The organism is Micromonospora sp. NPDC048909, from assembly GCF_040649635.1.
Lineage (GTDB): Bacteria > Actinomycetota > Actinomycetes > Mycobacteriales > Micromonosporaceae > Micromonospora.
The window spans coordinates 242,070-256,818 of sequence record NZ_JBEZFU010000003.1 but is presented as its reverse complement, the minus strand read 5'-3'; the positions used below and the strand labels follow the sequence as shown (position 1 = coordinate 256,818).

Here is a 14,749-nt window from a genome sequence, read left to right as displayed (position 1 = left end):
TCGGCTTGATCGGCAAGCCGCCGGGCGGAGCAGTTGGAGGATCTGACCATGCTGACGATGTATTCGACCTCGTGGTGCGGCTACTGCCACCGGCTGAAGTCGCAGCTCGACCGCGAGGGCATCGGGTACGAGGTGGTCGACATCGAGCAGAACCCGGAGGCCGCGGACTTCGTGATGGGCGTCAACGGCGGCAACCAGACTGTGCCGACCCTGCGCTTCGCCGACGGCAGCTCGCTCACCAACCCGTCGATCACGCAGGTCAAGCAGCACCTCGCCACCATCGCCGCCTGACCCGTACGCCGAAGAAAAGGTGGCCGTCCGCCCGGACGGCCACCTTTTCCGTGCCTCCCGGACCCCCACCCACCGTTGATCATGAGGTTATCGCCCTCGGCGCCGGCGTGTCGCGGCGAAAACCTCATGATCGACGGGCGTGGAAGGGCGGCGGGGGGCCGGGATGTGGGGAGTGGCAGGTGAGGGTGGGGGCGGGGGGCTCAGGTGTCGGCCGCGCCAGAGGTAGCCCCCGGCGAGCAGGGTGGCCAGGCCGATCAGCAGGAAGAGCAGTCGGTAGTCGAGCACGCCGACCAGCAGCGCGCCGGCGCCGATCGAGGCCGCCTGCGGTCCGCTGACCACCGCCTCCGCGGCGGCCGTGACCCGACCGAGCAGGCGGGGCGGGGTCCGGCGTTGGACGAGGGTGTTCAGCCCGACCATGGTGAGCGGCAGCGAGACGCCGGCCAGCAGCACCGCCGCTGTCCCCAGCCGGAGATCGGGGTACGCCAACATCAACGCGGCCGGCGCGAAGAAGGCGACGCCGACGGCGAGCGTGCCCACCTCGCCGAGGCGGCGGACCGCTCCGGCCGAGCAGAGCCCGCCGACCAGCCCGCCGATCCCCTGCACGGTGACCAGTACGCCGACGAACGCGGCGTCGCGGCGCAGTCCGTGGTCGACGTACGCGAAGATCAGCGACTCGGTGAAGCCCATCACCAGCGAGCCGAAGCCGTAGCCGAGCAGCGCCCGGCGCAACGCCGGCTCGCCGGCGAGGTGCCGCAGACCGGCGCCGAGTTCGGCGGTCCAGCGCGGCCCGGCCCGGGGCGGCGCCGGCTGTGTCGTGCGCAGCGCGGCCACCACGACGGCGGCTGACAGGAATCCGACCATGCCGATCGCGGCCAACATCCCGCCGCCGACCGCCGCGTAGAGCCCGGCGCCGGCCAGCGGACCGATCAACCGCAGCCCCTGGCGTACGGTCTGCAGCACGCCGTTCGCCTCGGCGAGCAGCTCGACCGGCACCAGCTCACGGATCAGCCCGTTGAGCGCGGCGCTGAGGGTCAGGTAGGAGAGCCCGTAGAGGGCGGCCACCGCGTAGATGATCCACACGTCGGTCCGATCCCGCACCAGGAACAGCGGCGTCAACAGGACCGCGGTCACCAGGTTGGCCACCACGAAGAACGGCCGGCGCGGGTAGCGGTCGACGAACCAGCCGATCAGCGGCGCCAGGGTCATCGGCGCGATGATCGCGAAGATGGTGCCGCCGGCCATGCCGTTCGACCCGGTCAGGTCCTTCACCCAGATGGCGAGCGCGAGCAGGAGGATCGACTCCGCGGTCATGCTGGCCAGCAGCCCGCCGAAGAGCAGGCGGAACTCGGGTCGGCGCAGGACGGTGCGCATGGATCCTCCGGCTTGCGGTGGTGCGCCCGAGGGTGGGCGCGGTCGGGGTGGCGCGTGCCTCGCGGCCCCGTTCGTGCGAGGCCACAGAGTCCACGGTCCTCTTTTCTGCAAGACACGCCCTCGCCGGAACGTCCGACGCCGGTCGCGCCGTCCATACTGACGGTGGGGGGCGAATTTCATACAGTTACCGTCGCGTCTGCGGCGGCCGACGGGAAAGAGGTCGTCGTGCCTCCTGCCTCACCCAGCCCGATCCTGCGCCGTCGCAGGTTGGGCACCGAGCTGCGCCGGCTGCGCGAAGCCGCGGGCCTCACCGGGGACCAGGTCATCGAGCGGATCGGTTGGGCATCCGCGTCCAAATTGTCCCGGTTGGAGAATGGCCGCAGCCGGCCCGACCCGGAGGACGTACGGGACCTGCTCGACCTCTACGGCGCCGACGAGGCGCTCCGCGACGAACTGCTCGGCATCACCCAGGAGGCCGGCGACATCCGTGGCTGGCTGAAGAACTTCCCGGTGATGACCGAACAGCAGCGCAGCTGGGCCGAGCTCGAGGCGGGCTGTGCCGAGATCTCCGAGTACAACCCGGTGCTGGTGCCCGGGCTGTTGCAGACCCCCGGCTACGCCCGGGTGCGGATCGTCTCGGCCCGCCAGGTCGGGGCGGACGCCGGTGACCCGGAGCCCACCGACGAGCCGGAGACCGAGGTGCAGGCCCGGCTGGCACGGCAGTCGTTGCTGACCCGGGCCCCCGACGCGCCGCGCTACACGGCGGTGCTGGAGGAGGCGGCGCTGGGCCACCGGGCCGGCCCGCCCGACGTGCTCCACGAGCAACTGGTCCAGCTCTGCGAGCTGGCGCTGCTGCCCAACGTCACCCTGCACGTGCTGCTCCGGGACGCGCCGATCGGCGACTGGTTCCTCCCACCGACCGCGTTCTCCCTCTATCGGTTCGCCGATCCCCTCGATCCGGAGACGGTCGCCATCGAAGGGGGGTTCACCGACGTCATGTCGACCGAGGCAAACGGCCTAAATCGCTATAAAGTGGTGTTCGAGTGGCTATGCACGGCGGCGCTTCCCGCCTCGGACACCCTCTCCTGGCTGATCGACGCGGCGGGACGGCTGACCGAGGCGGGAGGCCCGTCCACAGTGGCGTACGGGCCGGCAACGGCGCCGACCCAGCGCCGCCGCTATTCGGGGCGGCTGACGGAACGGTGATCCACGGGGGACCCTCCGTTCTGCGTGCGACACCACTCGTCCCATCGGAGCGGTTCGAATGGAGCAGAACCATGAACGAGATCCGCAACACGCCGTCCGTACCCGGCCTGAACCTGGCGGACGCCCCGTGGCGTAAGAGCACCCGCAGCCAGACCTCCAACTGTGTGGAGGTCGCGCCGCTCGGCGGCGGACCGGCGGCGGTCGCGCTGCGGGACAGCAAGGACCAGGGCGGCCCGGTGCTGCTGTTCAACCGGGCCGGATGGCTGGGCTTCATCACCGGCGCGAAGAAGGGACAGTTCGATCTGGACTGACCCACCGAGAGGCACGGGGCCGTCGGCGCGATGCCGGCGGCCCCGTCGCATGTGGGCCCCCGGTGCCCCCGCTGATCAGGCATCCGCTGATCGGACGAGGCTCCACACTGATAGTCGTGTTTCAGTTGCCGAGATGAACACGCGGCGTAACATGGCGACAGAGTGACGTGGAACTTCCACACCGGCTCATCAGTCGCGGTTCATCGGAGACCCTCATGCGGTTCCTGATCGTTCGCACCGACATCCGCTCCGTCGCCGACGGAGACATCGCCGCCGCCTGGGCGGGCGGTCATCGGCTGCGGGACGAGACGACCGCGCCGGAGCCGCGCCGGCAGATCGTGCACGCCGAGGACCGGGACGCCGCGCTGATCCTGGCCCGGGCCCTCGCCACGGTGGGCGCGGTACGCGCCGGCCGGCAGCGGGTCAAGGTGCTGCCGCTGAGCGAGCCCGGATCCGGCCGCTGGCACCGACCGGATCGCACCGCCACCTGAGAGACGTCCGTCGTGGCCGGACCGGCTCCCCCGCCGTGTTCCTCGCCCACCGACCACGACGGTCCGTGTTCCCGGCCTGTGACCGCCGCGGCAACGACGGTCACAGGCCGGGACCGTGTCCAGCTCCGTCCGACGGTTCCAGCCAGCCGTCCAGCCAGCGGTGGATCAAGAACAACGCGATCGAGGACGGTGGTGGAAGCAGCAACCGGGCGCCGCCGCCGACGTCCACCGTCCGCCCGGCCAGCGCCGCGCCGATCTCCTGACGGGAGAACCACCGGGCGTACGCGATCTCGGTGGGGTCGATCTGCACCGGGTGCTCCGGATCGGCCGTGGCGAGAAAGCCCAGCATCAGCGAGCCGGGGAACGGCCACGCCTGGCTCCCCACGTACGTGATCCGCTCGACCCCGACGCCGACCTCCTCGCAGACCTCGCGCAGCACCGCGGCCTCGGCCGACTCGCCCGGCTCGACGTAACCGGCCAGGCAGGAGAAGCGGCGCTCGCCGGCGGTGCCCGGCCAGGCGGCGTTGTTGCCCAGCAGGCACCGCCCCTCCGGGCCGGGCATCCCGTCGTGCACCAGCACGATCATCGCCGGATCGGTACGCGGCCAGATCCGCACGCCGTTGCGGTCGATCCGTGACCAGCCGGCCTCGTCCATCTCGGTCGGCGCGCCGCTCGCCGACGAGTAGCCGTGCCGCAGATGCCAGTTGAGCAGCGCCAGCGCGGTGGTGAAGAGGCCGGCGTCCCGGTCGCTGAGCAGGTGGCCCACGTCGCGCAGGCCGACCGCACGAGTGCCGGGCAGCGCCGGCAGCGGGGTGTCCACGGCGAAGACCGGGACCCCGTCCGGCTCGATTCCGAGGAACATCGCGGTCGCCTCGCTGCCCGGTGGCAGCTCCCCCGCGCTCAGCAGCACCACCGGCGGCGGGGTGCCCTCGGTGCGGATCAGGGTGCGGCCCTCCGCCGTGGAGTCCAACACCAGCACCCGACCCCGCAACCACGCCTCGGCCAACCAGACCGGGTCGGTCCGGCGGTGCGCGGCCCGGTCCAGCGTGGAGCGGGCCAGCGGTGGCGCGATCTCCCCGCTCATGCCGACCCCTCCCTTCGGTCGGCGCCGTCCCGAGACCCCGCCGCGCTGCGCATCATGACTCGGTCGCTGCGCTCACTGATGCCGTGTCGACCGCGGTCAGCGCGGCCAACGACGGAGCGATCCGCTCGGCGTCGCCGAGCACCACGGTGACCGCCCGCGCCGGGGCGAGGTAGCGGGCCGCCGCCTCGGCGACGTCGGTGACGGTGGCCTTCGCCAGCCGGGCCCCGTGCTCGGCCAGGAAGTCGAGCCGCAGCCCGTTGCCGGCGTACGCGCTGGTCAACGCGGCCAGGCCGGCCTGGGTGGACATGCCGAGCTGAAGCGTGCCGAGCGCGTACTGCCGGGCCTGCTCCAGCTCCTCCTTCTTCGGCGGCACCGAGGCCAGCCGGCCCAGCTCGTACGTCGTCTCCAGCAGCGCCGGTCCGGTCACCTCGGTCGCCACCTCGGCGGCGGCGACCAGCACCGACCCGGCCACCGAGTGCTCGACCAGCGAGTGCGGGCCGTACGTGTAGCCCTTGTCCTCGCGGATGTTCTCCACCCACCGGGAGGAGAAGTAGCCACCGAAGATCAGGTTGGCCAGTTGCAGCGCCGCGTGGTCCGGGTGGGTGCGGGGCACCGCCGGCAGCGCCACCCGCAGCGACGACTGCACCGAGCCCGGCCGGTCGACCAGCAGCAGCGGTCCCGGCTCCAGCGGCGGGGCGGGCGGCAGATCGACCTCCCGGCCGCCGCCGGTCCAGTCGCCGAGCGCCTTCTCGGCCGCGTCCAGCGCCCGCTCCGGCTGCACGTCGCCGACCAGCACCAGCACCGCCCCGGCCGGGTGCACCCGCTCGCCGTGCAGGCTGCGCAGCGCGGCCGGACGGACCGCGCGGACCTGCTCCGGCTCCGGCGTCTGGAGCGCGTACGGATGCCGGCCGTAGACCCGCTTGAGCAGGGCCTCCCGGGCCCGGTGCGCGGGCTGGCTCTGGGCGACCTGGATCCGGTCGACGAGCCGGTCGCGCTCGGTGGCCACCTCGTCCTTCGGATAGCTCGCCGAGGTCAGCACGGCGGCGAGGATCTCCAGCATCCGGTCCAGCCCGGTGACCAGGCTGGTGCCGGAGAGCATCAGCCGGTCCGGGTCGACGCCGGCGGCGAGCCCGCCGCCGACCTTCTGCAGCTCGGCGGCGATCTGCACGCTGGTCATCGCAGGCGTCCCGGAGAGCAGGGTCTGCGCGAGCATCACGCCGCGGGCCAGGTGGGCCCGCCCGAACGGCACCCACAACCGCAGTTCGACCAGCGGCACCGCCGGGCGGCGCACCGCGATCACGGTGAGGCCGTTGGCCAGCGTGCGCTCGGCCTGCTTCGGCAGTTTGAGCTTGCGGTTCGGGCCCAGCGGCGGCAGGGTCCGCGGCCCCGGCTCAACCATTGCCGTCACCTGACCCTTCTTCGTTCGCGACTGCGGGGCTTGCAAACCCGGCTCACTCCTCGCGTTCACCGGGCACCTCCCGCGATGACCTCGATGGACGCGCGGCCCTCCGGCCGCAGGGTGGCGGCCGCGGCGCGTACCTGTTCCTCGGTGACCTCGCCGACCAGCCGAGGCAGCTCGTTGAGCAGCCCGGGCTCGCCGCGTTGCTGTTCCAGCACCGCCATCCGCAACGCCCGGCCGAGCACCGCGTCGGTGTCGCGTAGCAGGTGGGTGCCCATGCGGGCCTGGGTGCGGGCCAGCTCGCCCTCGGTCAACCCGTCGCCGGCCAGCCGGTCCAACTCCTCGTCGACGGTACGCAGGACCTTGTCCACGTCGCCGCCGGGCGGCAGGTGCGCCTGGAGCAGCAACGCTGTCGGGTCGCGGACGTCGAAGGGGTCGCCCATGAAACCCAGGTAGCCGCCGACGCTGGTGACCGCCCGGTCCCGCAGTACCAGCCGCTCCACCAGCCGGGACGCGTCGCCGTCGGTGAGCACCTCGGCCAGCACCACGTAGGGCAGGTAGCCGGCGAAGTCGGTGATCGGGTCCGGCACCCGCCAGGCGCCGGCCACCGCCGGCAGCGGCGCCAGCCGGTCGGTGTACGAGGTGCGCCGCTCGGCGGTGAGGTCGGGTTCGGTGAAGTCGGGGCGCTGCGGCGCGGGCCGGGCCGGCACGTCCCCGAAATGCCGCTCGATCAGCCCGGTCGCCTCGGCCACGTCGATGTCGCCGCTCACCGCCAGCACCGCGTTGCCGCTGGCGTAGTAGCGCCGGAAGAAGTCCGCAGCGTCGGCGACGGTGGCCGACTCCAGGTCGTCGAAGGAGCCGTAGCCGTCGTGCGCGTTGGCGAAGGTGTCGAACATGACCGGAGGCAGGGTCAGCCAGGGGAAGCCGCCGTACGGCCGGTTGAGCACGTTGACCCGGATCTCCTCCTTGACCACGTCGACCTGGTTGCGCAGGTTCTCCTCGGTCAGCCGGGGGCCGCGCATCCGGTCGGCCTCCAGGAAGAGCGCCCGTTCCAGCGCGTTGCTCGGCAACGTCTCGAAGTAGTCGGTGTAGTCGAGGTGGGTGGAGCCGTTGAAGGTGCCGCCGGCGCCCTGCACGTGCCGGAAGTGGGCCAGCTTCTCCAGGTTCTCCGAACCCTGGAACATCAGGTGTTCGAAGAGGTGGGCGAAGCCCGTGCGCCCCTCCGGTTCGGAGCGGATGCCGACGTCGTAGACCACGGCGACCCCGATGACCGGGGCGCTGCGGTCCGGGGTGAGGACCACCCGCAGGCCGTTGTCGAGGGTGAACCGCTCGACCGGGTACTTCGTCGCTGGAATTCTCGATCTCCGCGCCGCCACGGGATCGACCCTAGCGCGTCGGCACCGCCGCCACCGGCGACCTCCGGTGAGCAGCCGCGACCGGGGCCGTCACCAGGGGCAGCACCTCGGCGCCGACCCGCTCCGCCTCCTCCCGGTGCGGCCAACCGGAGAGCACGAACTCGTCGACGCCGAGCCCGGCGTACTCGTCGATCCGGGCGGCGACCTCGGCGTAGCTGCCGACCAGCGCGGTGCCGGCGCCCTCGCGGACCAGACCGACCCCGGCCCAGAGGTTCGGCGCGACGGTGAGCCCGTCGGCGCTCCCGCCGTTCAGCGCGGCCATCCGGGACTGCCCGACCGAGTCCATCCGGCGGAACCGCGCCTGGGCGGCGGCGATCCGTTCCGGACTCATCCCGGCCAGCAGCCGGTCGGCCTCGGCCCACGCCTCGGCGGCGGTGGCCCGGGCGATGACGTGCAGCCGGATCCCGGTCCGCAACTGCCGGCCGTGCTCGGCGGCGAGCGCGCGGATCCGGGCCACCCGGGCGGCGATCGCGGTCGGCGGCTCGCCCCACATGAGGTACGTGTCGGCGTGCCGGGCGGCCACCGCCTCGGCTGCCGGGGAGGCACCGCCGAAGTAGACCGGCGGCAGATCGGTCAGCGGGTTGGCCAGGCCGCCGCCGGCGATCTGGTAGTGCGCGCCGGCGAAGTCGAACGGCTCGCCGCGCCAGCAGCGGCGGAGCACGTCGAGGAACTCGCCGGTACGCGCGTAGCGGGCGTCGTGCGGCAGGAAGTCGCCGTACGCCCGCTGCTCGGCCGGGTCGCCGCCGGTGACCACGTTGATCGACAGTCGGCCGCCGGAGACCGCCTGGAACGCCTGGGCCTGCTGGGCGACCAGGGTGGGCAGCGCGAAGCCGGCCCGGACCGCGACGAGCATGCCGAGCCGCTCGGTGTGCTGGGCGACGGCGGCGCAGACGATCCACGGATCGGGGCAGCCCGCGCCCACCGGGGTGAGCACGGCCGCGAAGCCGCCCCGCTCGGCGGCCCGGCCGACCTCGGCCAGGTAGGCGACGGTCGCGGCGCGGTCGTGCTTGGCGGCGCCGGCGGTGACGGTCGCCGCGCCCACCTGGTCGCCGTCGCCGGAGGTGGGGAGGAACCAGTGGAAGGTCATGCGCGTCGCCTCTCTCCAGCCGGTGCCGTAGGAGTGGTAATCCTATCGAGCCGGTAGGAAAGGCCGACATATCCGAGATCGATCGTCCCGGCATCTGGATGACGCAGAAGGACCTGGGCCGACTGCCGGACAGCAGGGCGTGGTCGGACCGGTGCCCCGCCGGCCCGACCACACCACGCACGACCCGATCCGGCGCACCCCTGGCGGACGCGACGGCTCGACGGGCCTCGACGGCCGGTCAGCCGGCTCGCGTACCTGCCGGGGCGGCGCCCGGATCACCCGGGCCGTGCAGCTCCACCAGGCCGGCGGGAGCAGACCCGGCCGGGGTGGCGTGCCAGGGCGTGAAGGCCGCGACCATGGCGAGCAGCAGCCCGGCGACGGCGACCGCGAGCACCATGAGCAGCTCGCGCAGTGCCGCGCCGGAGTCCACGTCGCCCACCATGGTCACCCCTCCCGCGCCGGGCCCCCCGCCCGACGACGTCCCCAGGGCAGCTTCGACCAGGACGGTACGACCGCGCAGTCGCCCACCCGACGCACCGGATGCTGATTACCGACTCAGCCGACCGGTGCGGCGGCGCGGAACGAGGTCAGCCGCGGGCGTCAGGCGATACGCGGCCGGCGCGGCCGACGGGACCGGCCCGAGGCGCGGTGTGCCGGCCGACCGACGTTCGAGGTGCCGTCGGTGCTCGTCGCGGTCGCGCCACGACCGCCCGAGGCGCGCTTGGCCGCGGGCGCCGGCGGCGCGACGATGGTCACCGGCACGCCGGAGGGCTCCCGGGCACCGGTCACCCGCACCAGCGCGGCCTCGTCGGAGCGCACCTGGACCGACTCCGGGCGGATGCCGGCCGTGGCCATCAGGCGGGACACGTCGCGGCGCTGCTCCGGCAGGACCAGGGTCACCACCGTGCCGGACTCCCCCGCCCGGGCGGTGCGGCCACCCCGGTGCAGGTAGTCCTTCGCCTCGGTCGGCGGGTCCACGTTGACCACCAGGTCCAGCCCGTCGACGTGGATGCCCCGGGCCGCCACGTCCGTGGCGACCAGGACGCTCACCTGCCCGTTGCGGAACTGCTCCAGGATCCGGGTGCGCTGCGGCTGCGACTTGCCGCCGTGCAGCGCCGCGGCGCGTACTCCCTTGGAGAGCAGCTGGCGGGCGAGCCGGTCGGCGCGGTGCTTGGTACCCATGAACAGGATGGTGCGGCCCTCACGGGCGGCGATGCGGGTCAGCGCGGCGGGCTTGTCCACCGCGTCGACGTGCAGCACGTGGTGGGTCATCGCGCTGACGGTGGCCGTGCCCGGGTCGACCGAGTGGGTCACCGGGTTGCTCAGGAAGCGACGGACCAGCCGGTCGACGCCGCCGTCCAGGGTGGCCGAGAAGAGCATCCGCTGCCCCTGCGGGGCGACCTGCTCCAGCAGCTTCGTGACCTGCGGCAGGAAGCCCATGTCGGCCATCTGGTCGGCCTCGTCCAGCACGGTGATCTCGACCTGGTCGAGACGGGCGTCGCCGCGGTTGATCAGATCGTGCAGCCGACCGGGGGTGGCCACCACGACCTCGGCGCCGGCGCGCAGCGCGTCCGCCTGGCGCTGGAGCGAGAGGCCGCCCACCACGGTCGCGCAGCGCAGCCCGACGGCGCGGGCGTACGGGGCGAGCGCGGTGGTGACCTGCTGGGCCAGCTCACGGGTCGGCACCAGCACCAGCGCCAGTGGACGGCCCGGGCGGGCCCGGTGACCCGCGGTGCGGTGCAGCAGTGCGAGCCCGAAGGCGAGGGTCTTGCCGGAGCCGGTGCGGCCCCGGCCCAGCACGTCCCGGCCGGCGAGCGAGTCGGGCAGGGTGGCGGACTGGATCGGGAACGGAGCGGCGATGCCCTGCGCCGAGAGTGCGGCGAGCAGGTTCGGCGCCAGGCCGGTATCAGCGAATGACGGCATGACGGTAGTCACAAGGGAGCCTTCCTCGAGGCGGCACGTGTCGAGGAAGGCGCCGAGCGGCGCTGCCACCGGCGCAGCCGAGCCGCGGGTGGTCACAAGCACGAACCGAAGGGGGTACGGGGGCCGGCCCGCCGCGTACAGCGGCGGGCCGACCACCGTCACCATGCCCGGACGGGCGCGGTGGATGGTGCAGTGATGCCGACGATCAGAGCGGGCGGATGTTCTCCGCCTGCGGGCCCTTCTGGCCCTGGGTCACCTCGAACTCGACCCGCTGGTTCTCGTCCAGGCTCCGGTAGCCGGAGGACTGGATCGCCGAGAAGTGGGCGAAGACGTCGGCGCCGCCGCCGTCCGGGGTGATGAAGCCGAAGCCCTTGTCAGCGTTGAACCACTTGACGGTGCCAATTGCCATGTGTTTCGTCTCCTTGACGGAACGTCGAACCCGCACCTGTTGCGGGCCCGAGAGGAGCGCTCCACGCGGAACTGCGTGGACCGCCTGTCGCTTCTGGTCGCCCCGCCCGGAGAACTCCGGACACAACAAAGAGCGCCTGGGGCCACAATCCGCCAGGCGCACACAGAGTCTCTGGTAACCAAAACTGCAACCCGGACAACCTATCACGGCTGGACGCGATCGGCATCCTTTTCCCCAACTTCCGGCACGGCGGCGATCATCGCGGTGAGCCCGGCCACGTCGAGCAGGTCCGCCGGACGGACGGTGACCCCGTCCCGGACGTAGTGGAAGGCCGCACCCACCCGGTCGACCGGCACCCCGGCCAGCTCCGCCCAGGCCAGCCGGTAGACCGCCAACTGCACCGCCGCCACCTCGGCCGCCGCGCCGGTGGGCTGGCCGCCGGTCTTCCAGTCCACCACGTCGAACCGTCCACCCGGGCGGGCGAAGACGGCGTCCATCCGGCCCCGGACCACCACCCCCGCGATGACCGTGGCGAACGGCACCTCCACCTCCACCGGCACCCGCTCGGCCCACTCGCTGGCCAGGAAGCGCTCCTGGAGCTCCGCGAGCGCCTCGTCCGGGGCGGCGTCCGCGTCCGCGGCGCCGGGCAACTCGTCCAGGTCGAGCAGCCGGTCGGCACCGAACCGCTGCTCCAGCCAGGTGTGGAAGGCGGTGCCCCGCCGGGCGTACGGGTTGGGTTCGCTGGGCACCGGGCGGCGCAGCGTTCGCGCCAGCGCGGCCGGGTCGCGTCGCAGCGCCACCAGCTGGGTGACGGTCAGGTGCCCGGGAAGCGCCACCTCGACCGCGCCGGAGGCCCGGGTCAGCTCGGCCCGCTCGGCCAACAGCAGGTCCGCCTCCTGCCGCCAACGCGCCACATCCGGGTCGTCCGCCACCTGCTCCGGTCCGACCTGCTCCGGTCCGAACTGCTCCGGTCCGAACTGCTCCGGCCCGACCTGCTCCGGTGCGACCTGGCCCGGCCGGGCTGCCGCCGATGCGGTCTCCGCCGGCGCGTCGGCCGGCTCCGGACCGGCCCTGCCGGAGTCGGCTCCGTCGGCCAGGAACCGCCGGACCAGCGCCGCGGCCTCGGTCAGCGCCGGGCGGCGCACGCCGAGCGGATCGGCCGGCCACTCCGCCCGGAGCACCACCTCGGTGGTCGGGTTGACCGCGTCCGGCGCCGGCTCCGGCGCCCAGGCGTCGACCAGGTGCCCCGACCCGCCGTCCAGGCAGGCGTCGTAGACCTCACGCAGGAAGACCGACGGGCCGCGCGGGCGCTTGGTCCCCTCGCCCCACCAGTACCCGGAGCAGAGCAGCAGCCGGCGCGGCCGGGTCACCGCGACGTACGCCAGCCGGCGCTCCTCCCGCTCGTCGTGCGCCCGCCAGTCGTCGGTGAAATCGGCCAGCGCCCGGGCCACCCCGCGCTGGTCCTCCGCCTCGGCCAGCTCCAGTCGGGGCAGCCCGTCGGCATCCCCGCGCAACGGGAACGGGAGCACCCCCAGCCCGCCAAGCCAGTGGTCGGAGTTGCGCACCGGGCCGGGCCAGACGCCGCGGCTCTGCCCGGCGACCGCCACCACGTCCCACTCCAGCCCCTTGGCCGCGTGGGCGGTGAGCACCTGCACCGCGCCCTCGACCACCTCGACCTCGCCCGGGGTGAGGCCGCGCTCCTCGTCCTCGGCGGCGGCGAGGAAGGCCAGGAACGCCGAGAGCGTCGCCCCCGGCGTCTCGCCGGTGAATCGGGCGGCCACGTCGCCCAGCGCGTCCAGGTGGCCGCGGGCCAGGCCGGCGTCACCGGCGCCGTCCCGGCCGGCCCGGACCGCCACCTCCACGTCCAGCCCGATGGTCCGCTCGATGTCCGCGATCAGATCCGGCAGCGACTGGTCCAGCCGGTAGCGCAGCAGGGCCAGCTCCCGGCCGTACGCGCGCAGCCGGAGGTAGCCCTCCGCCGAGTACGCCTGCGCCGGGCCGAGGTCGGCCAGCGCCTCCACCAGCGTCGCCTCGTCCAGCAGGTCCGGGGTGATCTCCGGCGTGCCGTCGCCGGCGAGCTGCCGCCGCCCGACGGCGATCGCCCGGGCCCGGCGGTGCAGCGCCACCAGGTCGCGCGGCCCGATCCGCCAGCGGGCACCGGTGAGCAGCCGCAGCAGCGCCGCGCCGTCGGTCGGGTCGGCCAGCACCCGCAGCGTGCAGACCACGTCCCGCACCTCCGGGGTGTCCAGCAGGCCACCCAGACCGACCACCTCGACGGGCAGGCCACGTTCGCGCAACGCCGACTCGATCGCAGGGATCTGGCTGCGTACCCGGACCAGCACCGCGGTCGTCGGCCGCTGCGCCACCGGGATGCGCTCCGGCAGCGCGCCGGGCAGCCGGGCTGCGCCCCGCCAGGCGGCCAGCACGCTCTCCGCGATCCAGGCCGCCTCGTCCGCGTACGTCTCCAGCAGCGCGCAGTGCACGGTGCCGGCGGCGGCGCCGCGGGCGCTGCGGTGCGGGATCGGCTCCCGGACGCTCAGCGCGGCGCGCAGCTCGGGCACCTGCGCCCCGGCGGCGCGCAGCGGAGTGGCCAGCGCGTTCGCCACCCGGAGGATCTCCGGCCGGTTGCGCCAGCTGGTGGTGAGGCCGAGCGCGGGGGCCGGCGTCCCGCCGGGGCCGGTGAACTCGGTCGGAAACCGCTCCAGGGTGCCGGCCGACGCGCCCCGCCAGCCGTAGATGGACTGGCACGGATCGCCGACCGCGGTCACCGGATGCCCGTTGCCGAAGAGCGCGGTGAGCAGCACCACCTGGGCGTGGCTGGTGTCCTGGTACTCGTCGAGCAGCACCACCCGGTAGCGGTCCCGCTCGACCGCGCCGACCCCCGGGTGGTCCCGGGCGACCCGGGCGGCCCGGGCCAACTGGTCGGCGAAGTCCATCGCCTCGAAGTCCTCCTTGCGCCGGGCGTACGCCCGCACCAGCGGCAGCAGGCGCAGCCGGGTCTGCTGGAAAGCGAGCGCCTTGCGCACGTCGGCGTAGATCCGACCCGGGTGGGCCTGCACCTCGGCGAAGAACCGGCCGGTCCAGGCGGCCAGCTCGTCCGGGGCGACCAGGTGTTCGTCCAGCTCACCGGCGAGCGCCAGCACCGCGTCGGTGATCGTGCTCGGCATCCGGTCCACCTCGGACATGTCACCGTCGTAGTTGCGGACCAGCAGGTCGACCAACTGCCAGCGGGACGCCTCGGTGAGCAGCCGGGTGGAGGGTTCGTAACCGGCGCGCAGGCCGTGCTCGGTGACGATCCGGCCGGCGTAGGAGTGGTAGGTGGCGATGGTCGGCTCACCGGCGAGCGGGTCGTCCAACGGATCCCGCCCGCGCCGCCCCAGCCGGCGGATCAGCTGGTCCAGCCGGGTGCGCACCCGGTGCGCCAGCTCGCCGGCCGCCTTGCGGGTGAAGGTGAGGCCGAGCACCTGCTCGGGCCGGACGTAGGAGTTGGCCACCAGCCAGACCACCCGGGCAGCCATCGTCTCGGTCTTGCCCGAGCCGGCGCCCGCGACCACCAGCAGCGGCTCCACCGGCGCGGCGATGATCGCGGCCTGCTCCCGGGTGGGCGCCGGCAGCCGCAGCAACCGGGCCAGCTCGACCGGGGTGTAGCGGGGACCGGCGTCGGCCAGCCGGGGCGCCGGCGCCGCGGCGCCGAACAGGGCGGGCTGGGTCACGGCGACACCTCAGTTCGCGGCTGCGGGGCTCGCAAGCTCACTCCTCGCG

At 73.8% G+C, this 14,749-nt stretch carries 13 protein-coding genes; 4 read left to right on the top strand and 9 right to left on the bottom strand.

Annotated elements, in window-relative coordinates:
- The first annotated feature begins 48 nt into the window (after nucleotides 1-48).
- Nucleotides 49-291, top strand: coding sequence for a mycoredoxin (locus tag AB0C04_RS10505; RefSeq protein WP_357051348.1), 243 nt, complete (start codon nucleotides 49-51; stop codon nucleotides 289-291).
- A gap of 87 nt (nucleotides 292-378) precedes the next feature.
- Here AB0C04_RS10505 and AB0C04_RS10500 read toward each other — a convergent pair whose 3' ends face one another.
- The gene (locus tag AB0C04_RS10500) at nucleotides 379-1,842 is read right to left on the bottom strand and encodes an MFS transporter (RefSeq protein ID WP_357051345.1); all 1,464 of its coding nucleotides are present in this window, start codon (nucleotides 1,840-1,842) and stop codon (nucleotides 379-381) included.
- Between the two features lie 45 nt (nucleotides 1,843-1,887).
- Here AB0C04_RS10500 and AB0C04_RS10495 point away from each other — a divergent pair, with 45 nt between their 5' ends.
- The 3 genes from AB0C04_RS10495 (at nucleotide 1,888) to AB0C04_RS10485 (ending at nucleotide 3,670) form a co-directional block, all read left to right on the top strand.
- Nucleotides 1,888-2,868, top strand: a complete 981-nt coding sequence (locus AB0C04_RS10495; RefSeq protein ID WP_357051342.1) for a helix-turn-helix transcriptional regulator — start codon at nucleotides 1,888-1,890, stop codon at nucleotides 2,866-2,868.
- A gap of 71 nt (nucleotides 2,869-2,939) precedes the next feature.
- Nucleotides 2,940-3,179 carry a DUF397 domain-containing protein gene (locus AB0C04_RS10490; protein ID WP_357051339.1) on the top strand — a complete coding sequence of 80 codons (240 nt, stop codon included), beginning with the start codon at nucleotides 2,940-2,942 and terminating at the stop codon, nucleotides 3,177-3,179.
- Between the two features lie 215 nt (nucleotides 3,180-3,394).
- Complete coding sequence (locus AB0C04_RS10485) at nucleotides 3,395-3,670, top strand: hypothetical protein (RefSeq protein WP_357051336.1); 276 nt, start codon at nucleotides 3,395-3,397, stop codon at nucleotides 3,668-3,670.
- Between the two features lie 100 nt (nucleotides 3,671-3,770).
- On the opposite strand, the gene nudC is transcribed toward AB0C04_RS10485, so the two are convergent.
- The 8 genes from nudC to AB0C04_RS10445 all read right to left on the bottom strand — a co-directional run bounded on the left by nudC (nucleotide 3,771) and on the right by AB0C04_RS10445 (nucleotide 14,700).
- On the bottom strand, nucleotides 3,771-4,754 hold the full coding sequence (gene nudC / locus AB0C04_RS10480) for an NAD(+) diphosphatase (protein WP_357051333.1): 984 nt from the start codon (nucleotides 4,752-4,754) through the stop codon (nucleotides 3,771-3,773).
- 52 nt (nucleotides 4,755-4,806) lie between these two features.
- Nucleotides 4,807-6,153 carry a pitrilysin family protein gene (locus AB0C04_RS10475; protein ID WP_357052222.1) on the bottom strand — a complete coding sequence of 449 codons (1,347 nt, stop codon included), beginning with the start codon at nucleotides 6,151-6,153 and terminating at the stop codon, nucleotides 4,807-4,809.
- Between the two features lie 65 nt (nucleotides 6,154-6,218).
- The gene (locus AB0C04_RS10470) at nucleotides 6,219-7,529 is read right to left on the bottom strand and encodes a pitrilysin family protein (RefSeq protein ID WP_357051330.1); all 1,311 of its coding nucleotides are present in this window, start codon (nucleotides 7,527-7,529) and stop codon (nucleotides 6,219-6,221) included.
- A gap of 10 nt (nucleotides 7,530-7,539) precedes the next feature.
- Nucleotides 7,540-8,655 (bottom strand): LLM class flavin-dependent oxidoreductase, encoded by a 1,116-nt coding sequence (locus AB0C04_RS10465; protein WP_357051328.1) that lies wholly within the window; start codon nucleotides 8,653-8,655, stop codon nucleotides 7,540-7,542.
- Nucleotides 8,656-8,893: 238 nt separating this feature from the next.
- Nucleotides 8,894-9,097, bottom strand: a complete 204-nt coding sequence (locus tag AB0C04_RS10460; RefSeq protein ID WP_357051324.1) for a hypothetical protein — start codon at nucleotides 9,095-9,097, stop codon at nucleotides 8,894-8,896.
- A 158-nt stretch (nucleotides 9,098-9,255) separates the two neighbouring features.
- Nucleotides 9,256-10,578, bottom strand: coding sequence for a DEAD/DEAH box helicase (locus AB0C04_RS10455; protein WP_357051321.1), 1,323 nt, complete (start codon nucleotides 10,576-10,578; stop codon nucleotides 9,256-9,258).
- 205 nt (nucleotides 10,579-10,783) lie between these two features.
- The gene (locus AB0C04_RS10450) at nucleotides 10,784-10,987 is read right to left on the bottom strand and encodes a cold-shock protein (RefSeq protein WP_007464836.1); all 204 of its coding nucleotides are present in this window, start codon (nucleotides 10,985-10,987) and stop codon (nucleotides 10,784-10,786) included.
- A 203-nt stretch (nucleotides 10,988-11,190) separates the two neighbouring features.
- Nucleotides 11,191-14,700: an ATP-dependent DNA helicase gene (locus tag AB0C04_RS10445; protein ID WP_357051318.1), complete on the bottom strand. Its 3,510-nt coding sequence runs from the start codon at nucleotides 14,698-14,700 to the stop codon at nucleotides 11,191-11,193.
- Nucleotides 14,701-14,749 lie beyond the last annotated feature (49 nt).